Here is a 22,535-nt window from a genome sequence, read left to right on the forward strand (position 1 = left end):
AAAGTGGTTGCCCCGGGCATATATCGATGTGACAATGCCCGCAGTCAGTGCCAGCATTGAGAAAATGAGCACACCTCAAACCACGGCTGAGTCCGCCAAGCCAGCGGGCGATACGTCATTCTTCGGCCACCCAAAGATGTTGGCCAGCCTCTTCTCCGTGGAAATGTGGGAGCGATTCTCCTTCTACGGCATGCAGGGAATCCTGCTCTACTACATGTACTTCACCGCCGAGCAGGGCGGTCTCTCCATTGACCAGGGCCTCGCCGCTGGTTTGGTGGGTGCATACGGTGGTGGCGTTTACCTGTCGACGATCCTCGGCGCCTGGCTCGCCGACCGTCTCTTCGGCTCCGAAAAGGTCCTGTTCGGCTCGGCCATCATGATCATGGCCGGCCACATCGCACTGGCCCTCATCCCGGGCATTCCGGGCCTGATCGCCGGTTTGGTGCTGGTTGGCATCGGCTCCGGTGGCCTGAAAGCCAACGCCACCGCCTTGGTGGGCACCCTGTACAGCGAGAAGGACGAGCGTCGCGACGCCGGCTTCTCCATTTTCTACATGGGCATCAACATCGGTGGCCTCATCGGCCCGCTGGTCACCGGCTTCCTGCAGACCAGCTACGGCTTCCACATCGGCTTTGGCGCCGCTGCCGTAGGTATGGCGATCGGCCTGGTCATCTACTCGCTGGGCCGGAAGCGCCTTCCCGAAGAGGCGCACCGCGTTCCCAACCCGCTGCCTGCCAAGGACCGTACCCGCTACGGACTGATTTTCCTGGGCATCCTGATTGTCATCGGCGTTCTGCTCGGCACGGGCTTCGTCAATGCCAACAACCTGGCCCGCAGCATGGCGTACGCAGCCATTGCAGCCTCGGTGATCTACCTGTTCCTGATCTTCCGCAGCCCCTTGGTCACGGGGGTGGAGCGAAAGCGCGTTGTCGCCTTCATTCCGCTGTACATCGCCTCCGCTGCGTTCTGGGCGCTGTTCCAGCAGCAGTTCACGTTTATTGCCGTCTACTCGCAGGAGAAGCTGGACCGCAACCTCTTCGGCTGGGAAATGCCGGCCGCGTGGGTCCAGTCCATCAACCCGGTGTTCATCATCATCTTCGCCGGCGTCATGGCAGCCCTCTGGACCAAGCTGGGCTCCAAGCAGCCGAGCTCACCGCTGAAGTTCTCCGCAGGCCTGTTCATCATGGGCCTGGCCTTCCTTGCGTTCATCCCGCTGGCCGGCGACGGCAAGACGCCGCTGTTGGCACTGGTCGGCATCCTGTTCATGTTCACGTTGGCGGAGCTGTTCCTGTCCCCCATCGGCTTGTCCGTGAGCACCAAGCTTGCCCCGCAGGCCTTCCACACGCAGATGGTGGCACTGTTCTTCCTGTCGGTCTCCCTCGGTACCACGCTGGCGGGCATCCTTGCCGGCCTGTACAACCCCGAGGACGAGCTCCCGTACTTCCTGGGCATCGGCGGTGTGGCAATGGTCCTCGCCCTTGGCCTGGCTGCGGCTTCGCCGGCGATCAAGAAGCTCATGGGCGGCGTCCGCTAGCTGTATTGTCCCGGCAGGTTGATGACACGGGGCTGGGAGTAACGCGATAAAGAGGACCTCCGGGTGTTGTGTGGAGCTTGTCGAGAGCAAACACAATGTCCAGGAGGTCCTCGTGTCCCACTCTAACGCGATCCTTGCCCCTGCCGGCCGGTTGAAGCTCGCCCGGTGCGTGGTGAACGATCATTGGCCGTTGCGCCGCGCGGCTGAGCGGTTCAACGTCTCTGTCCCGACCGCGGCCCGCTGGGCGAAGCGTTACGTCGAGTTCGGCGAAGCCGGGATGCAGGACCGGCCCTGTCGACCGTTGAGCTGTCCGCACCGCAGTGCAATGCGAACAGAACGCCGGGTGGTGGGCCTGAGAACCTCCAAGCGCTGGGGACCGGCCAGGATCGCCTACCACCTGCACTTGAACATCTCCACGGTCCACCGGATCCTGCGCCGCTACCACTGCCCGCCGCTGCGCTTCACGGACCGTTCCACCGGGATCAGGATCCGCCGGGAACACGCCCACCGCTATGAGTACACGCAGCCGGGCGAGATGATCCACGTTGATGTGAAGAAACTCGGCAGGATCCCCGACGGCGGAGGCCACCGAAGCCTGGGCCGGGTAGCAGGGGAAGCCAACGCCCGTGCCCGGAACCTGTCCGAAGGCGCCCGGAAGAACAGGGGCCTGCTCCGCGGCTTCACGTTCATCCACCACGCCGTCGATGACCACTCCCGCTACGTCTACTCCGAAATCTGCCCGGATGAGACCAAGGAAACGGCCGCGGCCTTCATGCGCAACGCGATTGCAGCGTTCGCCGCCCACGGCGTGAAGATCCAAAGGGTCCTCACCGATAACGGCTCCTGCTACCGGTCCCGCCTCTTTGCCCAAACCCTGACGGAAGCCGGCATCCGACACAAACGCACCAGACCCTACCGACCCCAGACCAACGGCAAAGTCGAACGCTTCAACCGCATCCTCCTGGAGGAATGGGCCTACGCCCGGCACTACACATCAGAAACCGAACGCCAAGCCTGCTACCAGGACTTCATCGAGCACTACAATCGCAGCAGGCCACACACCGCACTCAAAGGCGCCTCCCCAGCCAACCGCGTCAACAACCTACCGGGTTAGTACAGCTAGCGCTCCCGGCTGACGACACACAAACGGACCAGCGACGCCCACATCCGGGTGTCGCTGGTCCGTTTCTTTGTCTGCTACGGATTTAGTAGTTGTACCTGCTGCTTGAGGCGCCGATGGCAGCGAAGAAGATGATGCCAAAGATGATGGTCAGCGCCACACCGAGATATCCCATCACCAAGCCGGCAATCGCCATGCCCTTGCCCGCGGGCTCGCGCTTCAGGGCGAGGTGGCCCAGGATCACGGCCGCGATCTGCGGAAGGATGAAGAAGCCGAAGCCCACATAGACAGCGATGCCACAGCACATGCTGGCAATGCTCAGGCCCTTGGGTTGCGTGGGCATGGCATAGTAGGCCGGCTGGCCGTAGGGCGACTGGGGCTGGCCGTACGGCTGCTGGCCGAATGCCTGCTGCTGGTATGGGCTGGGCGGCTGGCCGTAGGGCGACGGAGGCTGCTGGCTGTAGTCGCCCGGCGTGTACGCACCCTGGCTGGTGGGCGGCTGCGGCTGCGTGTAGAAGTCGTTTTGGCCCTGGGCGTTCTGCGTGTAGGCGTTCTGCTCGTATGGCAGGAGCGGCTGAGTGGGGTTGGCGCCTTGCTCGGGCACGCCCTGGCCGGGAACGTTCTCCCCGGGAGCGCTCTCCGGGGCACTGAACTGTGCGGGCGGAACGTACTGCGGCGGCTCGTAACCGGCCGGCTTGTCTTCGTTGCCCTTGGATGGCTGATCTGACATAGGAATCCCCCTGCATCTTGGTCTTTGATCCCAACACTACCGCCGTCCGGGGTGCCGCAGAAGGTAGCGGCTGGCCCATGAGCAGGGCAGTAAATGCGATGTAGGTCATATTCATGCATACGCATGGAATTTTTCCGAGTCCCACTTGGTTTGTACCAGTAGCGACTTAAGCAGCGCTCACCAAGGAAATTTGCGGGATCCGTCCCGCGAAGGAGGAATCATGGGTAACTTCGAAGGCAAGACCGCGCTCATCACTGGCGGCGGTTCAGGGCTCGGGGAAGCGATCAGCAAGGACCTCGCAAAGAACGGCGTCAACGTTGTGGTGGTAGACGTGAACCTCGACGCCGCCACACGCGTCGCGGACCAGATCACGGCCGACGGCGGCACGGCAGTTCCGTTCCAAGGCAACACTGCGGTGGCCGAGGACAGCAAGAAGGCCGTCGACTTCGCCGTGGAGACCTATGGCGCCCTCAACTACGCCGTCAACAACGCCGGTATCGGCGGGGCCAGCGCTCCTGTTGGAGAAATCGACATCGAAGACTGGGATCGGGTCATCGCCATCAACTTGAGCGGAGTCCTCTACGGAATGCGCTATCAGGTACCGGCCATCCTTGCCGCTGGCGCGTCCGAAGGTGCCATCGTGAACATGGCGTCGATTCATGGTGCCGTCGCAGCTCCCGGCAATGCCGCGTATACGGCAGCCAAGCACGGCGTGGTGGGCATGACCAAGAACGCTGCGGCCGAATATGGGGCCCAAGGCCTGCGTGTCAACGCAATCGGCCCCGGCTACATCGATACACCTTTGCTGGCCGCTGCTCCGAAGGAAGTCATCAACGGACTCGAAGCCAAGCACCCCCTGGGCCGTTTGGGACAGGCCGAGGAGATCGCGAACGTCACCACGTTCCTCCTCTCGGACAAGGCCAGCTTCATGACGGGTTCGTACGTACTGGTTGATGGTGGCTACACCGCCGTCTAACGCTCGGGATCTTTCGGAATGAGTTCGCTCCGTCCCGGTTTTCGGACCGGGAGGGAGCTTTTCCTTGTGGCTAGCAACGTTGCCTGAACGCGGGGTAAACCTTGCTGCCTTTTGGGCCGGTTCTCCGCCATTCAGCGTCACAGGGGCCAGATCCCGGACATTTCCTGTCAGCAAGCCGTGCGGTCTGGCATGCTGGACCCCATGGCTAGCCGAGCGGGCACAGTTGCCCTTCCCCAGGACCTTGTTGACATCACAGCACTGCTGGACGCGTATTTCGACGTAGCTCCGGACTTGGGCGATCCCGCGCAGCGTGTGGCGTTTGGAACGTCGGGACACCGTGGATCCAGCTTGAAAGCGTCGTTCAACGAGCCGCATATCCTTGCGATCACACAAGCAATCGTTGAATACCGCGGACGCCAGGGCATCACCGGCCCGCTGTTCATTGGACGTGACACCCACGCTTTGAGTGAGCCGGCGCAGAACTCTGCGTTGGAGGTGCTGGCCGCCAACGGCGTGACCGTTTTGGTGGATGCCCGCCACGCTTACACACCGACACCGGCCCTGAGCCACGCCATCCTCAAGTACAACCGCGAAGCCGGGCCGGGCACTCCCCAGGCCGACGGCATCGTGGTCACTCCCAGCCACAACCCGCCCGGCGACGGTGGCTTCAAGTACAACCCTCCGCATGGCGGCCCCGCAGACACTGACGCCACTGGCTGGATTGCCGACCGCGCCAACCAACTTCTGGAGAACGGGCTCCGCGGCGTCAAGCGGATGCCGCTGAACGATGCCCTGGCCGCCGACACAACCGGCAAGTTCGATTTCCTCAGCAGCTACGTGGACGACCTCCCGTCCGTGCTTAACCTCGACGCCATCCGCGAGGCCGGCGTCCGCATCGGCGCCGACCCCATGGGCGGAGCTTCCGTGGACTACTGGGGCGAGATCGGCGAGCGCCACCAGCTCAACCTGACGGTAGTGAACCCCACAGTTGATCCGCAGTGGGCCTTCATGACCCTCGACTGGGACGAGAAGATCCGCATGGACTGCTCGTCGCCGTCGGCCATGGCGTCGCTGATCAAGCGGATGGCCGCCGGTGCCGATGGCACTGCCGCCTATGACATCGCCACCGGTAACGACGCCGACGCCGACCGCCACGGCATCGTCACACCTGATGGCGGGCTGATGAACCCCAACCACTACCTCGCCGTCGCCATCGACTACCTGTACCGGAACCGCAGCGGCTGGAACCCGGAATCAGTGGTGGGCAAGACGCTGGTTTCGTCCTCCATCATCGACCGCGTGGCTGGCGGACTCGGCCGCAAGCTGGTGGAGGTGCCCGTTGGCTTCAAGTGGTTCGTGCCCGGCCTGCTCTCCGGCGAAGGCGCTTTCGGTGGCGAGGAATCGGCAGGCGCTTCCTTCAACAAGCTTGATGGCAGCGTGTGGACCACGGACAAGGACGGCATCCTGCTGGCCCTGCTGGCTTCGGAAATCACGGCTGTCACTGGCAAGTCCCCGTCGCAGCTGTACAAGGGGCTCACCGACCAGTTCGGCGCACCCGTTTACGCCCGCATCGACGCTGCCGCGACTCGTGAGCAGAAGTCCAAGCTGGGCAAGCTCTCCGCAGCCGACGTCACCGCCACTTCCCTTGCCGGCGAAGAGATTACTGCCAAGCTCACTGAGGCCCCGGGCAACGGCGCTTCCATTGGCGGCTTGAAGGTTGTCACTGAGAACGCCTGGTTCGCGGCCCGCCCTTCCGGCACCGAGGATGTCTACAAGATCTATGCCGAGTCCTTCAAGGGCGCTGACCACCTTGCCCTCGTCCAGGAGGAAGCCAAGGCGCTGGTGGACGGGGTTATTGCCTAGGTTCCGCCTAGCTGGAAACGCTGGCGACGCGCATATTTGCTGGCGCCACTGAAACGGGCTGAGGACACTTGAATTCGGGTGTCATCAGCCCGTTTCTTTGTCGTCAGGCGTTGTGCGTGTCCTGGGTCCAGAGCCGGAGGATCCTCCGAATGGTGTGGTCACCTTGTGGAGCCATGTCTACCAGCGCTACTTGATCAAGGACGACGACGTCTCCGGACTTGGGGCGCTTGCCGTCGTGATGCGAGATGTGCGGCCGATACCGTTCCAGGACATAGTTCGGCGTAGCGATCCTCCCACCAATGCTGGTCACGGCATCCACGATCTCTTCATGCAGTCCCTGCAGCAGCGGGTTGTGGTGGATGAGGCTCACCGGGATGGACCCCAAGTGCCCAAAGCCCGCCTCTTCTCCTACGGTCAGCTGCGTTCCCAGGGCTCCCCTGACAGGCGCTTCGGCCAAGTCCGCCAAAACACCGGCGACGTCGGCACTCACGTCATCGCCGACGTCGAACCTTAACAGCGTGATGTGAAGCGGCCAGTCGCTGCGCGGAAACACCAGCCCCGGTTGCACGGGCTCGGTGAACGACACCCAAATGAGGTTCCGCATAGGCATAGTGTGCCACCCACCCCCCCAACCCTCACTCACATCCCACCCCCAAACCCCCAACCCTCACTCACATCCCTACGGTCGGGGCAAGCGGAAATCTCCATCCGGTCATAGGAACTGCTGCCCGACGGGATGACGACCAAGGGCCGGTGCACCCCGCCAATAGTTGGAGCCATGCCCTTCGATGTGGGATGTGATGGAGCGTTCCGAAAAAGAGGCTGGGATGTGAGAGAGCGTCCAAGGTTTCCGGACGCTCTCTCACCATCGGCTTCTGGGTTTCCGCAGGGGTTGGCGACTTCGACGAAGCGGCCTGACCCCCAGCAACGCAAAACGCCCGCTCACATGCGTGTGAGCGGGCGTTTTTTGTGGAGTCTTAGACGGTGCGAACAACGTCGTCGTAGGCGAACTTCGGCTTGGCTTCGCCCCAGGCGTCCGGGCCGGGCTGGCCGATGTTGACCACGAGGAAGCTCTTCTGGTCGCCGGCAGGGAAGAACTCGGCGTCGATGGCGGCGAAGTCAGCGCCGGTCATCGGGCCAGCGGCGAAACCGAGGGAGCGCACGGCGAGGATGAAGTAGCCGGCCTGCAGGTGGGCGTTGTTGTTGCCGGTGGAGGCCGCGAAGGCGGGATCGGCGTCGTACATGGCCTTGGGCGCGCCATAGGCGGGCAGGAACTTGTCCCACTGACCTTGCCAGTCGGTGTCGTAGGACAGGATGGCAACCAGCGGAGCGGAAGCAGTCTTGGCCTGGTTGCCGCGCGAGAGGTGGTCTACCAGCTTGGCGCGGGCCTCATCTGAACGGACGTAGGTCACGCGGAGGGGCTGGGAGTTGAAGGCGGTGGGACCGAACTTGGTGAGCTCGTAAATGGCGCGGGCCTGCTCTTCAGTGACCTCACCGGCGAAGCTGTTGGCCGTACGGGCTTCGGCAAAGATGGCGTCGACGGCGGCGGCGTCAATGACTGCTTCTTCGTGTGCAATCGTCATGGGTAAACCTTTCGCTGGGCCCTGGCCCTGAGCCGGCCGGGCACTACTGCTTTCCATGGTTGCAACTTCAACTTCCCTTGTCCTCTTCCCGTGACGGCCCGTGACGTTGGGCACATAGCCCCTTGCGGGATCTGCGTTGCGGGGCCCGATTTGCGCCCTATTCAGCGCGCGAGGCGCGTAGAGCGGGCCCCGCAATGGCGGTAATGTTGCACCGAATCCCAACACTCTTCTGAGGAAGGCCCGCCATGAGCATGCTCGGCATCAAATGGAAGCTTCACGGCAACGGCAAGTCCATCCGCCCCGGCCACGTGGTGGCTCCCGACGAGCGGCTGGCGTGGCCCCTGACCATCGGCATCGGCATGCAGCACGTGGTTGCCATGTTCGGCGCCACCTTCCTGGTCCCCATCATTACGGGCATGCCACCGGCCACCACGCTGTTCTTCTCGGGTATCGGCACGCTGTTGTTCCTCGTCATCACCAAGGGCCGAGTGCCCAGCTACCTGGGGTCCAGCTTCGCGTTCATCGCCCCGATCATGGCGTCCCAGCAGCAGTACGGCGTTGGTGGCGCCTTGGGCGGCGTGGTGCTTGCCGGCGTCGTACTGGCGCTTATAGGTGCGGTGGTCCAGAAGTTCGGAGCCGAATGGATCAACCGGCTCATGCCGCCGATCGTCACCGGCGCCATTGTGGCGCTGATCGGCCTGAACCTGGCGCCGGCCGCGAAGGCGAACTTCGACCTCGCGCCGGTTACCGCGCTGATCACGCTGGTGACGATCATTCTGGTATCTGTTCTGTTCCGCGGAATCCTTGGGCGCCTGAGCATCCTCGTAGGCGTTGTAGTGGGGTATCTCGTGGCGATGATGCGCGGCGAGGTTTCTTACGAAAAGATGGACGGCGCCGCGTGGGTTGGCCTGCCGCTGTTCCAGACGCCTGAGTTCCACATCGGCGTGGTGGGTCTGTTCGTGCCTGTGGTGCTGGTGCTCGTTGCTGAGAACGTGGGGCACGTGAAGTCAGTGGCCGCGATGACCGGCCAGAACCTCGACGGCGTCTCCGGCCGCGCGCTGATGGCCGACGGCGCCGCGACGGTCCTTGCCGGGTTCGGCGGCGGCTCCGGTACCACGACGTACGCGGAGAACATCGGCGTCATGGCCGCCACAAAGGTCTATTCGACGGCGGCCTACTGGGTGGCCGGTATCTTCGCCATCCTGCTGAGCTTCTCCCCGAAATTCGGCGAACTGATCGCGACCGTCCCGCCGGGTGTCTTGGGCGGCGCCGCGACCATGCTGTACGGCATGATCGGCGTGCTCGGTGTGAAGATCTGGGTACAGAACAAGGTCAACTTCTCCAACCCGATCAACCTGACGACGGCCGCCGTGGCTCTGATTATCGGCATTGCTGACTACACCTGGACCATTGGTGAGCTGAAGTTCACGGGCATTGCCCTTGGCTCCGCTGCTGCACTGGTGATCTACCACGGCATGAAGGGGCTGGCCCACTGGCGCGGGACCGTCGCTGAGCCGGAGACCGAGACGGCGGGGCTGCCGCCTGCGGTGAAGTCGGCGATGAATGCTGCGGCTAAGCGGACAGGAAAGAAGGGGAAGTAGGGGAGTCTTCGGGAATGCTGATGGGCGTCGCATTCTCGTGCGATGCTGGGGCATGCGCTCCATCACCGGCATCGAGCAAGAGATCCTCAACCGACTTCTTTCCATAGAGTTCGAGGGTGCCAGCGAATTCCGCAGGCAGGCGATGAACATCCGCGGAGTCGAACCGGACTGCATTTGCGGGTGTCCTTCGATCAGACTTTTCGTGGACCGCTCACAGGCTCCGTTGGCTTCTCGGCTCCGCCTCCTGCCTGTTGAGCTGTTTGAACTTGGACGGCCTTCAGGTGTTGGGTGTTCAGTGCTCTGTCTCCTCGACAACGACGGCTACATCGCAAATCTGGAATGCGTGTACTACGACGACGTGGTGACGGAGTGGCCGCCCAGCGAACGTTGCGCGACCATCATCAGAGATTCGAATGGGAACCTGAGTTCAGTGTTGCTGCCAAGTGGTGTTCTCGTAGCACCTCACGACGCAGGAGACCCCTGGGCCTCCTTTGGCGATAGCGAGATGGGCTTTAGTGGAACGACGTATAAGGGCTGGACTGAGACCTACGACGCCAACGGGCAATTAGTCGCGCGGGACTTCGTTCAGCCGGGACGGCCACCATCCTGATCTTGCTGGGATGAACCTTCAGGTGCACCATGTCACGCATATCGCCACGCGGGGGCATTTCTCCACAAGCTGACGTTCTCTTACTACCTTTATCAGGCTGGCTTGAAACAGCCGTCGCTGCACAATTTGATGTGCGCCCCAGTCGCCTCGCAGCATAGCCTGATGACCGGACGACAATGACGTTTCGCTCCGAACCAGCCGACGGAACAGATATGTGATGGAAATCACATATCTGAAAGTTATTCCCGTGATTACGGATGCAAAACTCGCAACTAACAAGGCCGACCAACATTCCAAATTTGCGTCACCCAGTTCGAATTGGTAGACATTCCCCATCCGGACGGCGATCCGGAACTAACATTGGGGATCTACTTTGACTTTATCCATTTTGAAGAAGCTAGTCTCAGGCGTGAGTGCTGTCGCCATCGCTGGCGGAATTGCTGTTTCAGCAGCAATTCCCTCATCCGCTGCAGTCAATGGCATGACCAACAATTGGTCGAATTGGTGGGATGCACACGCCGAAGTGTGGGTTTTCAACAATAGTCAACGCGTTCAGTCTGTTGCGCGCCTTGGCAACTTTTGGTACTACGGGGCACCCTCATGGTCTCATTCTGTTGGTCACGTTAGCGGCTACAGCTGGACCCACGAGGCCTACCAAATTCGCATCGCATAACGACGGACTCCGTTCGATGACGTCGATGAAAATCACATCCTTCACTTCGTTAGTCGTCCTCGCTTGCACCCTCCCTTTGGTCGCCGCATGCTCAGGCGGCGACCAAGGGGGTTCCGAGCGGCGGCACATTGCGAACAACTTCACCGAACTGGTGGTTAACGCACTCAAGGACCCCACACTCCAAGAGTTCGACAGGGAAGTCCTGGAGAGGGCTAAGAATTCAGGACGAATAGAACAAGCGGATTACGACGAGGCATATAGCCGTTTCGCGCACTGCATGGCAACGTCCGGAAAGCCTGTCACACTGACTCGCCTTAGCAACGGACTCTACCGGATTGAGAACACGCCTCTATCAGACGGGGAATCAGTTGAATCCGCGATGTCACTCGTGACTAAATGTCAGCAGGGTACAACCAATGAGGTCGGCGAGCTCTACGGCATTCAGCAAGGAAATCCCGAATTGCTGGCGAACCCCTACGAAATCGCGCACAAGTGCCTCGAAGCCAAAGGCATGGTGGACTCGACATTTTCAGCAGAGGATCTTAGAAAAGCCATCGGCTCGGAAAGAAACGGAGGAGGAAGCGCTCTCGGTGATTCCCTTCCCTTCGACGCTCATGGGGATGAAGCGCAAGCTTGTTTCATCGGCGCAAACATGACTATCGCGAAAGCGGTGCCCTAGGTGTGAGAAAGCCATGGTTGCCTTATGCGCTCGTTGGTATTTCAAGTGCGGCTACGGCTGGAGTGGTGCTCTTTGGAGCGACCGCCCTCGCCCCGCCCGCCTCCCTCAGCCCAGCGGGCGAAGCGACTTCTGCGGCGGTCACCCTGACCGAATATCGTGATGAGCGTACAGTGGCCGCGGAAATTGAAGCAGATCAGCCCGTTGAAGCCACTCTGACCCTCCCGGGTACCGTCACATCGTCGGTTTGCATGGCTGGTGGCACGATCGAATCTGGACACGTGGTGGCGTCGCTGAATGGTCAGCCCGTTCTCGGGCTCCATTCGGCGGTGCCGTTCTATAGAGACATCGGGCCGGGAACAGCGGGATCGGACGTGGAAGCGCTCCGGGCACAGTTCAAGGAGATGGGGCTTGATCTGCAGGAGAAGGGCGCATACGGCCAAGACCTCAGGGACGCTATTTTCAAGATCCAGACCGACCTGTCCCTGAAGAATCGTGATGGAATGCTGCACAGGGAAGAAGTTCTCTGGCTACCTGCTGCGAGCGTGCGAGTGAAGTCCTGTAATGCCCTGCTCGGATCGCAATACGTTCCCGGTTCCCCGTTCATTACCATCGTTGGTTCTGTGAGCAGCCTGCGTGTTGTCTTTCCACCTGGCCAGCCACCAACCTCCGGGCCAAGGATCGCTTCCTTCAGCACTGTCTCGGCATCGGTGTCTGTTGATGGTCTGGTCACAGATAAGGCCCTGCTGGCGGAAGTGTCTTCGAGTCCTGAGTTTGCTGCTTCACAATCGGGTAGCGGGCCGAAGCCGTTAAGTATCAAGACGGCTCTAAGCTCTCCTCTAATGGTTGCAAGAGTTCCCGTCTCCGCTGTGTTCGGCGCCCGGCAAGAGACTGCCTGCGTCAAATCGACAGACGGCACCACTCTCCACATCGCCATTGCGGGGTCGAGTGCCGGGTCTGTGCTCGCAATGTTCCAGAGCACAGTTCCGGATGAAGTCCTCCTGGGCGAGGCTATCGGAGAAAAACAATGCCACTAGATAGCGCGTTGGGCCATGCTCCGCCCTCCGCAAGGTTGAACCTTAACGGCGTCGGTCACGGATTCGAAGAAGATCGCTTCCTTTTCCGCAACCTGAAGGCAGAGTTCACATCCAATTCCGTGTGGGGCCTTCGAGGACCCTCGGGTTCGGGAAAATCGACCCTGTTGTCCATCATTGCAGGTTGGGAAGTTCCTAAAGAAGGATATGTAGAGCGGACCAAAGTTTCTACGGTTCGCTGGGTTTTTCAGAATCCTCTGGGCGTTCCCCAGCGGACTGCCCTGGATCATGTCACTTTGCCATACTTGGCTGTAGGACATTCACGGGCTCACAGCGAGGATCTGGCCCTTCAGCGGCTTGCGGAATTTGGGTTACAGGGAAGTGCCGGCAAGCGCTTCTCTCTCCTTTCAGGCGGAGAGGCACAGCGCCTGATGCTCGCGCGTGCAGCAGCGGGGAATCCAGACCTCATCTTGGTAGATGAGCCAACAGCACAGCTTGATCGTGCCACAGCTGCCACCATCAACTGCGTGCTTGGCAGACTCGCTCAACGTGGTGCAATTGTCATCGTGGCCAGCCACGACCAGGACACGCTGGATGCGTGTTCGGACGTTCTGGACCTCTCTCTTCTTGGCAGAGGGAACCGCATCACGTGATGCGCCTACCTGAAGTTCTCCGCGAGGCCTGGCGTAACGTACAAAGCGGCGCATCCAAGGCTGGCTGGCTGTCCGTCGCGCTCCTACTCGCCATCACGCTTACAGCTTGTGCCGAGTTATGGACTGTCTCAGCTCTGGACAAACGTGCGCGGGACTACCACTCAGCCGCGGCTTCAGTTCGCGTGCTGAAAGCCGAGGCGGGCATTGATCCCAAACGGTGTGACGCTCTCTCGAAGACAAGAGGCATTCAGTCTGCCGGGGCCATGAAGGCCGCGCCACCACTTGGCATCTCCAGTCTGCCCGGAGTCGCAGTGCCGGCCTTTGAGACGACGCTCGGATTTCAAGCCGTCCTTGGCCTGGAAGTGGCATTGAACGCCGGAGTGCTCATCCCAGAACCGCTCGCAAAGCGCTGGAAGATTCAAAGAGGAGACACCTTGGAGACCGATCGCGGCTCGATGTCCGTGGCAGCAGTGTTCCCCTATGCCGAAGATGATGGTCGAGACAGCCGACTTGCCAATACGGTACTGTTCCCGTCTTTGGGGGCCGGAATGTTTGACGAATGCTGGGCTGATGTTTGGCCTTCTACAGCGGGCATGGACTCTCTTATTCGCACCTCTCGAAACGAAGGTCCCGGCGAAGCGTCCACGGCTGTTTCGACATTGAACCCTACCCTCGGCCTTGTCTTCACGGGTGCTGACCAATACGAAGGCCGTATCACGCGCTTTGCGCCGGCCACTTCGTCCGCACTGGGAATGATCATCGGGCTCTTGGGTGGGGCCCGCCGACGACTCGAATACGCGTCGTCGCTTCACGCAGGCGTTGCTCGTGGGGATCTCACCTTAATCGCTTTGTTTGAATCAGTGATTTGGGCTGGCGTCGCCGGGCTTGTCGCAATAGCTGGCGTGCTCTTGGGCGCACGTCTGGCCGCGCCATTGATCGCTGACGCACTCTATGGACATTTGCTCGTGATTGGTGGGCTGGGCATTCTCGGCGCTATCACTGGTAGCCTCCTTCTCGCTGCTTTAACCCGCGAGTCCCGGCTCTTCAAGTACTTCAAGGAACGAACCTAAACCACCAACCTCAAACCCCCACCTCCGCCTCGAACGCCGCCCGCCGCTCCAGCACATCGGCAGGATCCCACCCCGGCCCGGGCATCGAGGAAATGAGCAGCTTCGTGTAACTGTGCTCCGGCGCATTCAGCACCCGGCCCGTAGGACCCTGCTCCAGGATCGATCCCCGGTACATGACCAGGACATCGTCGGTGACCTCGGAAACCACAGCAAGGTCGTGGCTCACGAACAACAGCGCGATCCCGGAAGAGGCTCGGATCTCGTTCAACAGGGCAAGGATCTGCGCCTGTACCGAAACATCCAGCGCGGACACAGCCTCGTCCAGCACCAGTACCGACGGCTCAATCGCCAAGCATCGGGCAATGGCCACGCGTTGCCGCTGACCGCCGCTGAGCTGGTGCGGCTTGGAGTCACCATGCTTCGCCAGCAAGCCAACTTGATCCAGCAGCGCAGCAACACGCGCAGAACCAGAAACACCATGCAACCGCATCGCCTGGTCCAAACACTGCGCCACGGTCAGCCGACGATCCAATGAGCCGTACGGATCCTGGAACACCATCTGGATCTCCTTGGCACGCCGCAGGCGGGCTGCGCGTCCCCGCTCCCGTAGCCCAAGCTGCCGTCCCCGCACGTGGATAGTGCCGGCGTCGGGCGTTTCAAGGCCCACCAACATACGTGCGATGGTGCTCTTGCCGGACCCGGACTCCCCCACCAGTCCCATGGAGCCGCCAGGCGGAATGGTGAAGCTCACGTTGTTGCAGGCCACAACCTCGCCCGCTCCCACGCGGAAGGCCTTCTGCAGGCCGTCGACCTCCAGGACGTACTCGCTCATGATGCCCTGCTTTCTGAGTTGGGAAGATGGCCGATAGCCGGAACGGCAGACAACAGCCGGCGGGTGTATTCGTGTTGCGCCCCGTGAAAGAGGTCGTTGCCGCGCAGTTCCTCCACGATCCGCCCGCGGTACATCACATAGACGCGGTCGCAGTAGGCGGCAGCCAGGTGGAGGTCGTGGGTGATCAGCAGGACGCCCAGCCCCCGTTGCACCTGAAGGTCCCGCAGGATCGCCAGGACTTCGGCTTGGGTAGTGACGTCCAGCGCACTGGTGGCCTCGTCTGCCAGCAGCAGTTTGGGCTGTCCGGTGAGCGCTGCAGCGATCACGACGCGCTGAAGCATGCCGCCGGAGAGCTCGTGCGGGTACTGGCGCATCCGCTCTTCAGGCTGCCGGATCCCGACGGCGGCAAGGAGTTCCAGCCCGGCCGCGGCAGCGTCCGAACGGCTGACTCCCAGCACGTGCACCAGCCGTTCGGTCAGCGAGTCACCGATCCGCCGGACCGGGTTGAGCGCCGCCCGCGGGTCCTGATGAATCATCGCGGCCTCGGAGGAACGCACGCGGTGAAGCTCATCCCGGGAGGCAGAAAGGACTTCCGTCCCGCCCACCGTGATGGAACCTTCGACGGCGGCCGTATGGGGATACAGCCTCAGCACGGCTCGGGCGGTGGTGGACTTACCGGAACCGGATTCGCCCACCAGGCCCACCACTTCCCCGGCGTCAACGGAGAGACTCACGGTGTCCAAGATGGGGTTAACGAGCCCGTTAGCCGTGATGGTCAGGCTGAGATTGTCTATGTCGAGCAGCATTTCTTACCTCTCAAACCGTGAGTTCAGGCGGTCGGACAGCCGCACGCCCACCACGTTGACGGCCACCACGACGGCGGCGATGGCTGCGCCGGGAACCAGCGTCGGCCAGATGTGGCCTTGGATGATGCCGGACTGGCCTTCCTGGACCATGAGTCCCCATTCGGAGCTGGGCGGTTGGGCGCCGAACCCAAGGAAGCTGAGTGTCGCCAGGCTCATCAGGCCTTCGCCGAACAGCACCACAAGGTAGCCCAGGAGCGGCGGGGTCAGGTTGGGGATGATGTAGCGGACGCAGAGGAGGAATCCGCCCACGCCTTGCACGCGGTACGCATCCACGTACGGCCGGGCCATTTCGGCGAGCGCAAGGGACCGTGTGAACTTCGCGATCACGGGTGCGTAGGCGAGCGCCAAGGCGACTATCGCCGTCGCGGGTCCTTTGCCAAAGACGGCAATCACCAGGACCACGAACAGCAGCCCGGGGAAGGCGAACATGACATCGGTGATGCGCGCCAGGAGGACATCGAGCCAGCCACCGTTCCAGGCAGCAACAGTGCCGATGGTCACCCCAAACAGCGTCGCCAACGCCAAGAGGGCCAGCGGTCCGAGGAGCGATTCGCGGGCGCCGTGGATGAGTCGCGAGAACAGATCCTGGCCCACTTGGTCAGTACCGAGCAGATGCCCGGCGCCCGGTGCTTGCCAGATCGCGGTGAAGTCCACGGCGTTGGCGGCATAGGGCGCAACCCACGGGGCAAGCAGCGCCGCGGCCACCACAATGAGGAGGAATCCGAGGCTCAGAAGGTAGGCAACGTCGCGCTTCTTCCTGCCGATTACCGGGGTGGACGCCAGCGTGGACGTCGAGAGGGAGCTCATGATTTCTTGTCCTTTGCCTTGATGCGCGGATCAAGCAACGGGTGGACCAGGTCCACCAGGGTGGTCACCACCATGTACGTAATGACCATGTAGAGGAGTACCGCCTGCACCACGGGGAAGTCGTGGGTGTTGATGGCGTCCACCAGCAGCTTGCCGACGCCGCTGATGCCAAAGACGCTTTCGACGACGACCGTCCCGGCCAGCATGCTGGCCACCACCAGCGCCACCATGGTGAGGATGGGTCCCCACGCGTTGCGCAGCACATGCCGGCGGATCAACTTGGCGGGTGCCAGCCCGAAGCTGCGGGCCGCTTCCACATGGTCCATGGACAGTTGCTCCACCATGGATTGCCGGGTCACCCTGCTGACAATTGCGACGGCGCCAACGGCCAGTGCCACTGCGGGCAGCGCGAGGTGGTGCAGCCGGTCCAGGAACCCTTCGCCGGCACCCGAGACGGGGAACCATCCCAGTTGGACCGAGAAGATGGACACCAGCAGCAGGCCGATCACGAACGACGGAACCGACGCCGCAAGCGTAGTGGCCGCAGTGATAGTGGAGTCGGTGCGTTTGCCTTGACGAAGAGCGGACAGGATGCCCAGGCCTACACCGGCCACGATGAACAGGACCGACGCAATGGCTACGAGCGCGAGGGTGGCGGGAAGCCGGGTGGCCATCAGTTCAGCCACTGGCTGGTGGTACTGGAAGGACGTGCCAAGGTTTCCGACGAAGGCCTGGGAAGCCCACAGCCCGTACTGCACAAGGAGCGGCTGATCCAGGTTGTACTGTGCCTTGACCTCGGCCACACGTTCGGGGGTGATGTTCTCCGGGTTGCCGATCAGGAACGTGACGGGGTCTCCGGGCGCCGCATACATTGCGGCGAAGATGATGAACGAGCTCACCACCAAGGTCAGGATCATTCCCGCCAGGCGGGTTGCTGCACGGATCATGGCGTCACTTCTTGCTGCTGCCGACGTCCGCGGCCCACGGGTAGTAGAGGAACGACGCTGATGACGGAGCCCCGGTGATGTCTTTGGCCATGGCGATGGTTGCCGGCGTGTGAGCCACCGGGATCCAGACCACGGCGTCGGTCCACTGCTTCTCCAGCTCGATGGCGAGCTTGGCGCGGGCGGCATCATCGGTGGTGGCCTGGGCTTGCTTGACCTTGTTGTCGTAGCCCTCTCCGGTGAACTTCACGAAGTTGACCTTCGCTGTGGAGGCACCGTTTTTGTAAAAGCCCACGGGGTCGTTCTTGGAGATGTAGTACTCGTCGGAGAAGAGGTCGGCTTGCGCCCTCAGGGATGCGTCCGAGTAGAAGTCGCCGTACTGCTGGCGCGGGATGGTGACGATCTCGGCTTTCAGGCCGATCTTCTGCGCGGCTTCCACCAAGGCGCTGGAGATGACGTTCCGGATGGAGTCGCCGCTGTTGGCCACCACGATCGGTTCTGCCGGCACGCCTGCTTCCTGCACCAGCTTCTTTGCTTTCTCCAGGTCGTCCTTGGACGGCTGTGCCGGTGCGCCTGCCAGAGCTTCGTAGGCACTGTTGAACGTCGGCTCTTCGTAGCCCCACGCTCCCGGGCCTACCGGCGTCTTCCACGGCTTGGCCAGCCCGCCGAACGCGGCCTGGGCAACACCCTGCCGGTTCAACGCCAGAGACAGTGCTTGGCGGATCCGTTCATCCTTGAGGGCGCCGCGTTCCGTGGCGATGAGCGACCATACGTTGGTGGACGGTCCTTGGGCGATCTGAACTTTGTCGCTCTTCTGCAGCGGTCCGGCAGTCGCGGGGCTGTCCAGGTACGCGCCTTGGGCTTCACCGCTGGTGAGCGCATTGACGATCGCGTTGTCGTCAGCCCAGCGGAAGGTGATGCTGTCTGCCAGGGAAGCTTTGTCAGCATCCCAGTAGTCAGCGGCCTTTGTGAGGGTGATGTTGGAACCTGCGGACCACTTCTCGAGCTTCAGCGGACCTGAGCAAGCGTCAGGAGCCGACGGCGACCCGTAGTTGGCGCCTTGGGCTTCCACCACTTTGCGGTTGAGGATGATTCCGCCGTTACCGGCCATTGCTTGGAGGAAGATGGCGTCGCGTTGTTTGAGGGTGACGGTGATTTGGTTGTCACCGGTTTTGGCCATGTCGGTGACGTTGGCGTATTCATCGGATTCGTCAGCGCCCTTGGCCGCGTGCCGCTGCATGCTCCACAGCACGTCGTCGGCTGTCATGGGTGTGCCGTCGTGGAAGGTGACATCGTTGCGGAGCGAGAACACCACTGTGGTGTCTGAGGTCCATTCGGCTTTCTCCGCCAAGTGCGGCTTGGTGGTCAGGTCCGGCTGGAGCTGCATCAAGCGTTCGCACACGTTGGACATGATGGTGTTCTCGGCCGTGGCGCTGTCGATGTCCAGGTCAAAGGTGGCCGGTTCCTGGGTGATCATCCACGTGAAGGAAGCGATCTTGCCTGCGGCTTCAGAGGTGGTGGGGCCGAAGGAAACATCCGTGGGGGTGCTCTGGGCCTGCGGGCTGGATGCACCGCAGGCACTCATCGCCAGCGTGAGGGCCGTGGCCCCGGCAAGGATGCCGGCTCTGGCGAACGGCTTGAAGCTATCGTTGCGTTTCACAGTGATACCTCTGCAATGGTGGGGTTGAAGGAGTCGTGGGTGGAACCGGGTCCGTCGTAGAGGTTCCAAGGGATTACTTCGTAGTCGTGGTCGCACGGGGTTCCGTTGGTGACCAGGTATTCGCCTGTAGTGAGGTCTACGCAGCTTGAGAGCAGGGTGGACCACTGACGGACGTGGGGACGTCGCTCGTCCGGATGGGTGCAGACGGATTCGGGAAAGCCAAGGTGGTCCGACATTGCTGCTTTGATGAGTTCACGGGACTGAGTGCTGCTTGTGGCTGCACTGACCCGCTCCAGCCCCCGCCGTGCCTGCGGGACCCGGAAGAGCGAATCCACGGAAACCGGACGGTAGGTGGCTGCCAGTTGCACCGGCATGAAGGCCTCGTAGTGATTGCCGTGAACCAGTACCCCGGACTTGTCCGGGTACATCCAGCCGTTGCTGCCGGGGGTGGTTTCCACGTCGATGGAGAAGCCGGAACGGTGGGACAGTACGGCGTTGCTGGCGATGTGGGGTTTCTGGCGGAAGAGCGTGTTCAACGCATCCGGCAGCTCTGATTGATCCAGCACCATGCGGCGGATGAAGGTCTGCGGCATGCCGAGTTCGTCGGTGAACCGCCCTCCGAGTCCGTTCGCGTTGAGGGCGATGCCTGCTGAGTTGGCTCCGTGGCGGCCGATCTGACCGGCTTCAACCTGCATGATCAACGTGGGCTTTGGGTCCTGCACGATCCGGAGGATCATCACGGTGTCCTGGGCCCCGAAGCGCCAGTCCCAGTTCTGGCCCACGTACATGTGGCCGTCGCCTGCAGCTCCATCCGTCAGGACGAAGGAGGTGCATCCGTCCACATCGTCGCGCTCCTCCGGCTGGGAGGCCTTGGCGAAGCCAGCATCGTAGATGATCTCGCCCCTGAGGTTCAGCACCATGATGTCCAGGACGTCCCGGCCGCTGCCCTCGGCAATGCCGCGCATTTCAGTCACCAGGTCCGGGGCCGTCTGTGTGCACAGGCCCATCCAGCGTTCCGCCCTGTGGCGCAGCTGGTCCCAGGTCAAACCTGTCTGCTGCTGGAAAGCCTCGGTGTAAAAATCGATGGCTTTGGTGATCAGGTCTGTGGCAGCACTTCCGTACTGCCTCCCCCGCTCCAGCGGAGGTCCGGAGATCTCCACGATCCGCAAGGATGTGTTGCTCATATCCGTAGGGCCTTTCATTCGGTAGGGGCTCACTGTCATCCGTGTGTGGAAGGGGTATCTTTGGAACAACCGTTACAAGTGAGGGCTTCTTTAGAATGAATAGTACATCCGATGTGACTTCTGTAACAGACGTTACGAAAAATCGGGGCATGATTAATTTGCGCGGTCGCGTTCGCGAGCACTGGGAGAGGCTCTCCAAGGCCGAGCGGACAGTGAGCACGTTCCTCACCAACAGCTCGCCGGAACGGCTCCTCTACGCGAGCGCGCAGGAACTCGGCGCGGAGAGCGGCACCAGCAGCGCCACGGTCGTCCGCACCGTACAGTCGTTGGAATATTCAGGCCTGCAAGAGCTCAAAAGGGACATCGCAACCCCCTTCACCTCAACGGTGGCCCCGGAAGTTCGCATGCAACAGCGAATCGACCATATGGGTGCCAGCATCGAAGACATCTGGCAAAACGTATGGTCCGAGGCCAAGGACCGGCTGGAACTCGCCTCCAGCGCCGACCCCGCGGAGGCGATCGCTCCCGCCGTCGAACTTCTCATGAGAGGTTCCACGATTGTCAGTTATGGCGTGGGCGCATCCGGCATCGCCGCCCTCAACCTTGCCCTGCGCTGCAATCGGATCGGCCGGCGGGCACGGTGCATCTCCAGTGACGGCTTCCGGCTCGCGGATGATTTGCTCCAGCTTGGGAGCCAGGACGTTGTGGTGGTCTTCGCTCCGGGACGAGTAACTGTCGACGTCGAGGTGCTGCTTAAGCGTGCCCGCTCAGTAGGTGCCTCCATAGTTCTCCTGACCGATGAGCCGGATTCCGCACTGCACGACCTCGCCGATACCGTCATTCTCGCCCCGCACACCCCGACCGGCATGACCACGGAAGCGCTGCCCTCGATAGTCCTTAGCGACGTCCTGGTGCAGGCCCTGGTCTCTGTGGACCACGAGCAAGCGGTGGAATCGTCGCACCAGCTCACGTCGTTGCGCGAGCAGCTGGGGTACTAAGCCCGCCGATCCGCAGCGGCCTGGAGGGGACCGCTCAGCGCTCTTGCGACTGTGGACGTACTGACTCCCAAGGTGTCAGCGATCTCGCTGAGAGTCATCTTCTTGCTCCTGAGGTTCCGCGCCGCTTCCAGTTTGTGCGGGGTCATCGCCGGCGGCCGCCCGCCCAGGCGCCCACGGGCCCGGGCTGCCGCGAGCCCCACCGTGGTTCGCTCGGACAACCTGCTGCGTTCGTAGTTCGCTATGGATTCGAACAACCCAAGGATCACCCGACCGTGCTCGCCTCCGGTATCCAACCACGGTTCCGCCACTACCCGAAAGCTCACGCTCCGCTCGGCCAGCAGTGCAATGATGCCCACCAAGTCCGAGGTACTGCGGCCCAGCCTCGTCAAGTCGCTCACGAGCAGCGAGTCCCCCGGCTTGAGCGCCTCGAAGCAGGCTTCCCATTGCCCCCTGAGTTCAGTGGCCCCGGTTGCTCGCTCCTCATAGACATCCACTGCTCCGGCTGCCTTGAGCACTTGGACCTGGTCCTCAAGGGACGGCCCAAACGTGCTTTCCCTGGCGTAACCAATAGAAATATTGAGTCTTTCCAATTTCCCAAAAACCCCCATTTTTGAGTTGAAATTATTTGAATACCGTATTGAGTTTTGACGCATAACTATCTGCAATTAGGCTCAGCGGGTATACAGCCTTCACAGGAGCCAGATAATGACTTCTGGGAAGCGCAACAGCGATCCTGCCATGGCTGGGACCACAGCATCCGCCTCGCCAGTATGACATAACGGAATTAGAAACTAAAACAACTTTAAGAAAGCCCTTGATGGCTCTTGTCACGTTCTCGACCAGAAGTGATACTCGAGTTACAACCGGCAAAGTAGCCGTGTAATTATCACCTAGGGAGGAGGGATGATGATGAAAAGCAACTATTCTGCTCCGCGTGTAGCGCGGGTGGGTTCGTTCCGTGAAGTGACAAACGGTGTTTGGTTCGGGCGCTGGCGCGACATCTTCGGCGGTCGGGCATTCGTTAAGGTCGACATCGGCTGATAGCAGTACAGAGGTACGAGCGGGAGCCTCGTCATAGTGACGAGGCTCCCGTTCTGCATCAGGCTTTCATTCGCTCCATC

The 22,535-nt window shown here is 61.7% G+C and carries 22 protein-coding genes; 12 read left to right on the top strand and 10 right to left on the bottom strand.

The window, feature by feature from the left end:
• Nucleotides 1–34: 34 nt before the first annotated feature.
• Nucleotides 35–1,534, top strand: a complete 1,500-nt coding sequence (locus ACR30Z_RS11220) for a peptide MFS transporter (RefSeq protein ID WP_144653170.1) — start codon at nucleotides 35–37, stop codon at nucleotides 1,532–1,534.
• A 112-nt stretch (nucleotides 1,535–1,646) separates the two neighbouring features.
• Nucleotides 1,647–2,648 carry an IS481 family transposase gene (locus tag ACR30Z_RS11225; protein WP_434372611.1) on the top strand — a complete coding sequence of 334 codons (1,002 nt, stop codon included), beginning with the start codon at nucleotides 1,647–1,649 and terminating at the stop codon, nucleotides 2,646–2,648.
• Nucleotides 2,649–2,739: 91 nt separating this feature from the next.
• On the opposite strand, the gene ACR30Z_RS11230 is transcribed toward ACR30Z_RS11225, so the two are convergent.
• A complete protein-coding gene (locus ACR30Z_RS11230; RefSeq protein ID WP_434372612.1) occupies nucleotides 2,740–3,384 on the bottom strand; it encodes a DUF4190 domain-containing protein in 645 nt (214 codons plus the stop codon).
• Between the two features lie 220 nt (nucleotides 3,385–3,604).
• Between ACR30Z_RS11230 and ACR30Z_RS11235 the strand changes: the two genes are divergently transcribed.
• Together ACR30Z_RS11235 and pgm are read left to right on the top strand one after the other, a co-directional pair.
• A complete protein-coding gene (locus ACR30Z_RS11235) occupies nucleotides 3,605–4,360 on the top strand; it encodes an SDR family NAD(P)-dependent oxidoreductase (RefSeq protein ID WP_434372613.1) in 756 nt (251 codons plus the stop codon).
• A 201-nt stretch (nucleotides 4,361–4,561) separates the two neighbouring features.
• On the top strand, nucleotides 4,562–6,223 hold the full coding sequence (pgm, locus tag ACR30Z_RS11240) for a phosphoglucomutase (alpha-D-glucose-1,6-bisphosphate-dependent) (protein WP_434372614.1): 1,662 nt from the start codon (nucleotides 4,562–4,564) through the stop codon (nucleotides 6,221–6,223).
• Between the two features lie 103 nt (nucleotides 6,224–6,326).
• Here the strand turns inward: pgm and ACR30Z_RS11245 are convergent, their stop codons facing one another.
• Together ACR30Z_RS11245 and ACR30Z_RS11250 are read right to left on the bottom strand one after the other, a co-directional pair.
• The gene (locus tag ACR30Z_RS11245) at nucleotides 6,327–6,827 is read right to left on the bottom strand and encodes a 2'-5' RNA ligase family protein (protein WP_434372616.1); all 501 of its coding nucleotides are present in this window, start codon (nucleotides 6,825–6,827) and stop codon (nucleotides 6,327–6,329) included.
• Between the two features lie 373 nt (nucleotides 6,828–7,200).
• The gene (locus ACR30Z_RS11250) at nucleotides 7,201–7,806 is read right to left on the bottom strand and encodes a malonic semialdehyde reductase (RefSeq protein ID WP_434372618.1); all 606 of its coding nucleotides are present in this window, start codon (nucleotides 7,804–7,806) and stop codon (nucleotides 7,201–7,203) included.
• 245 nt (nucleotides 7,807–8,051) lie between these two features.
• Here ACR30Z_RS11250 and ACR30Z_RS11255 point away from each other — a divergent pair, with 245 nt between their 5' ends.
• The 6 genes from ACR30Z_RS11255 to ACR30Z_RS11280 all read left to right on the top strand — a co-directional run bounded on the left by ACR30Z_RS11255 (nucleotide 8,052) and on the right by ACR30Z_RS11280 (nucleotide 14,123).
• Nucleotides 8,052–9,407 (top strand): uracil-xanthine permease family protein, encoded by a 1,356-nt coding sequence (locus tag ACR30Z_RS11255; RefSeq protein WP_434372619.1) that lies wholly within the window; start codon nucleotides 8,052–8,054, stop codon nucleotides 9,405–9,407.
• Nucleotides 9,408–9,459: 52 nt separating this feature from the next.
• Nucleotides 9,460–10,017, top strand: a complete 558-nt coding sequence (locus tag ACR30Z_RS11260) for a hypothetical protein (protein WP_434372620.1) — start codon at nucleotides 9,460–9,462, stop codon at nucleotides 10,015–10,017.
• 698 nt (nucleotides 10,018–10,715) lie between these two features.
• Nucleotides 10,716–11,369, top strand: coding sequence for a hypothetical protein (locus ACR30Z_RS11265; protein WP_434372621.1), 654 nt, complete (start codon nucleotides 10,716–10,718; stop codon nucleotides 11,367–11,369).
• A 17-nt stretch (nucleotides 11,370–11,386) separates the two neighbouring features.
• Nucleotides 11,387–12,403 carry a hypothetical protein gene (locus ACR30Z_RS11270; RefSeq protein ID WP_434372622.1) on the top strand — a complete coding sequence of 339 codons (1,017 nt, stop codon included), beginning with the start codon at nucleotides 11,387–11,389 and terminating at the stop codon, nucleotides 12,401–12,403.
• On the top strand, nucleotides 12,394–13,053 hold the full coding sequence (locus ACR30Z_RS11275) for an ATP-binding cassette domain-containing protein (RefSeq protein ID WP_434372623.1): 660 nt from the start codon (nucleotides 12,394–12,396) through the stop codon (nucleotides 13,051–13,053). The genes ACR30Z_RS11270 and ACR30Z_RS11275 overlap by 10 nt, the downstream gene beginning before the upstream one ends.
• Nucleotides 13,050–14,123, top strand: coding sequence for a hypothetical protein (locus ACR30Z_RS11280; RefSeq protein ID WP_434372625.1), 1,074 nt, complete (start codon nucleotides 13,050–13,052; stop codon nucleotides 14,121–14,123). The genes ACR30Z_RS11275 and ACR30Z_RS11280 overlap by 4 nt, the downstream gene beginning before the upstream one ends.
• A gap of 10 nt (nucleotides 14,124–14,133) precedes the next feature.
• Here the strand turns inward: ACR30Z_RS11280 and ACR30Z_RS11285 are convergent, their stop codons facing one another.
• The 6 genes from ACR30Z_RS11285 to ACR30Z_RS11310 are packed head-to-tail and all read right to left on the bottom strand — an operon-like array spanning nucleotide 14,134 to nucleotide 20,416.
• The gene (locus ACR30Z_RS11285) at nucleotides 14,134–14,955 is read right to left on the bottom strand and encodes an ABC transporter ATP-binding protein (RefSeq protein WP_434372626.1); all 822 of its coding nucleotides are present in this window, start codon (nucleotides 14,953–14,955) and stop codon (nucleotides 14,134–14,136) included.
• On the bottom strand, nucleotides 14,952–15,761 hold the full coding sequence (locus tag ACR30Z_RS11290) for an ABC transporter ATP-binding protein (protein ID WP_144649089.1): 810 nt from the start codon (nucleotides 15,759–15,761) through the stop codon (nucleotides 14,952–14,954). Before ACR30Z_RS11290 ends, ACR30Z_RS11285 begins: the two co-directional genes overlap by 4 nt.
• A 3-nt stretch (nucleotides 15,762–15,764) precedes the next feature.
• Nucleotides 15,765–16,628 (bottom strand): ABC transporter permease, encoded by an 864-nt coding sequence (locus ACR30Z_RS11295; protein WP_144649088.1) that lies wholly within the window; start codon nucleotides 16,626–16,628, stop codon nucleotides 15,765–15,767.
• The gene (locus tag ACR30Z_RS11300; protein WP_434372628.1) at nucleotides 16,625–17,575 is read right to left on the bottom strand and encodes an ABC transporter permease; all 951 of its coding nucleotides are present in this window, start codon (nucleotides 17,573–17,575) and stop codon (nucleotides 16,625–16,627) included. The genes ACR30Z_RS11295 and ACR30Z_RS11300 overlap by 4 nt, the downstream gene beginning before the upstream one ends.
• A 4-nt stretch (nucleotides 17,576–17,579) precedes the next feature.
• Nucleotides 17,580–19,232 (bottom strand): ABC transporter substrate-binding protein, encoded by a 1,653-nt coding sequence (locus ACR30Z_RS11305; RefSeq protein ID WP_434372629.1) that lies wholly within the window; start codon nucleotides 19,230–19,232, stop codon nucleotides 17,580–17,582.
• Nucleotides 19,229–20,416 (bottom strand): C45 family autoproteolytic acyltransferase/hydolase, encoded by a 1,188-nt coding sequence (locus ACR30Z_RS11310; protein WP_208759958.1) that lies wholly within the window; start codon nucleotides 20,414–20,416, stop codon nucleotides 19,229–19,231. Before ACR30Z_RS11310 ends, ACR30Z_RS11305 begins: the two co-directional genes overlap by 4 nt.
• A 149-nt stretch (nucleotides 20,417–20,565) precedes the next feature.
• Here ACR30Z_RS11310 and ACR30Z_RS11315 point away from each other — a divergent pair, with 149 nt between their 5' ends.
• Complete coding sequence (locus ACR30Z_RS11315) at nucleotides 20,566–21,414, top strand: MurR/RpiR family transcriptional regulator (protein ID WP_144649085.1); 849 nt, start codon at nucleotides 20,566–20,568, stop codon at nucleotides 21,412–21,414.
• Here the strand turns inward: ACR30Z_RS11315 and ACR30Z_RS11320 are convergent.
• Nucleotides 21,411–22,022, bottom strand: a complete 612-nt coding sequence (locus tag ACR30Z_RS11320) for a recombinase family protein (protein ID WP_280115951.1) — start codon at nucleotides 22,020–22,022, stop codon at nucleotides 21,411–21,413. The two genes, ACR30Z_RS11315 and ACR30Z_RS11320, sit on opposite strands and share 4 nt — an antisense overlap.
• Before the next feature lie 301 nt (nucleotides 22,023–22,323).
• Here ACR30Z_RS11320 and ACR30Z_RS11325 point away from each other — a divergent pair, with 301 nt between their 5' ends.
• Nucleotides 22,324–22,455, top strand: a complete 132-nt coding sequence (locus tag ACR30Z_RS11325) for a lasso RiPP family leader peptide-containing protein (protein ID WP_235036171.1) — start codon at nucleotides 22,324–22,326, stop codon at nucleotides 22,453–22,455.
• Nucleotides 22,456–22,535: the final 80 nt, after the last annotated feature.

The sequence above is a fragment of the Paenarthrobacter sp. FR1 genome (assembly GCF_051106045.1).
Classification (GTDB): Bacteria; Actinomycetota; Actinomycetes; order Actinomycetales; family Micrococcaceae; genus Arthrobacter; species Arthrobacter nitroguajacolicus_A.

Excerpts from the sequence above, each read along its gene's own strand:
- ACR30Z_RS11265 (WP_434372621.1), top strand. The coding sequence starts at position 10,716 with ATGAAAATCACATCCTTCACTTCGTTAGTCGTCCTCGCTTGCACCCTC.
- ACR30Z_RS11295 (WP_144649088.1), bottom strand. The coding sequence starts at position 16,628 with ATGAGCTCCCTCTCGACGTCCACGCTGGCGTCCACCCCGGTAATCGGC.
- ACR30Z_RS11310 (WP_208759958.1), bottom strand. The coding sequence starts at position 20,416 with ATGAGCAACACATCCTTGCGGATCGTGGAGATCTCCGGACCTCCGCTG.
- ACR30Z_RS11235 (WP_434372613.1), top strand. The coding sequence starts at position 3,605 with ATGGGTAACTTCGAAGGCAAGACCGCGCTCATCACTGGCGGCGGTTCA.
- ACR30Z_RS11245 (WP_434372616.1), bottom strand. The coding sequence starts at position 6,827 with ATGCGGAACCTCATTTGGGTGTCGTTCACCGAGCCCGTGCAACCGGGG.
- ACR30Z_RS11325 (WP_235036171.1), top strand. The coding sequence starts at position 22,324 with ATGAAAAGCAACTATTCTGCTCCGCGTGTAGCGCGGGTGGGTTCGTTC.
- ACR30Z_RS11220 (WP_144653170.1), top strand. The coding sequence starts at position 35 with ATGCCCGCAGTCAGTGCCAGCATTGAGAAAATGAGCACACCTCAAACC.
- ACR30Z_RS11255 (WP_434372619.1), top strand. The coding sequence starts at position 8,052 with ATGAGCATGCTCGGCATCAAATGGAAGCTTCACGGCAACGGCAAGTCC.
- ACR30Z_RS11275 (WP_434372623.1), top strand. The coding sequence starts at position 12,394 with ATGCCACTAGATAGCGCGTTGGGCCATGCTCCGCCCTCCGCAAGGTTG.
- ACR30Z_RS11250 (WP_434372618.1), bottom strand. The coding sequence starts at position 7,806 with ATGACGATTGCACACGAAGAAGCAGTCATTGACGCCGCCGCCGTCGAC.
- ACR30Z_RS11320 (WP_280115951.1), bottom strand. The coding sequence starts at position 22,022 with ATGGGGGTTTTTGGGAAATTGGAAAGACTCAATATTTCTATTGGTTAC.
- pgm (WP_434372614.1), top strand. The coding sequence starts at position 4,562 with ATGGCTAGCCGAGCGGGCACAGTTGCCCTTCCCCAGGACCTTGTTGAC.
- ACR30Z_RS11260 (WP_434372620.1), top strand. The coding sequence starts at position 9,460 with ATGCGCTCCATCACCGGCATCGAGCAAGAGATCCTCAACCGACTTCTT.
- ACR30Z_RS11230 (WP_434372612.1), bottom strand. The coding sequence starts at position 3,384 with ATGTCAGATCAGCCATCCAAGGGCAACGAAGACAAGCCGGCCGGTTAC.
- ACR30Z_RS11285 (WP_434372626.1), bottom strand. The coding sequence starts at position 14,955 with ATGAGCGAGTACGTCCTGGAGGTCGACGGCCTGCAGAAGGCCTTCCGC.
- ACR30Z_RS11300 (WP_434372628.1), bottom strand. The coding sequence starts at position 17,575 with ATGATCCGTGCAGCAACCCGCCTGGCGGGAATGATCCTGACCTTGGTG.
- ACR30Z_RS11290 (WP_144649089.1), bottom strand. The coding sequence starts at position 15,761 with ATGCTGCTCGACATAGACAATCTCAGCCTGACCATCACGGCTAACGGG.
- ACR30Z_RS11315 (WP_144649085.1), top strand. The coding sequence starts at position 20,566 with ATGATTAATTTGCGCGGTCGCGTTCGCGAGCACTGGGAGAGGCTCTCC.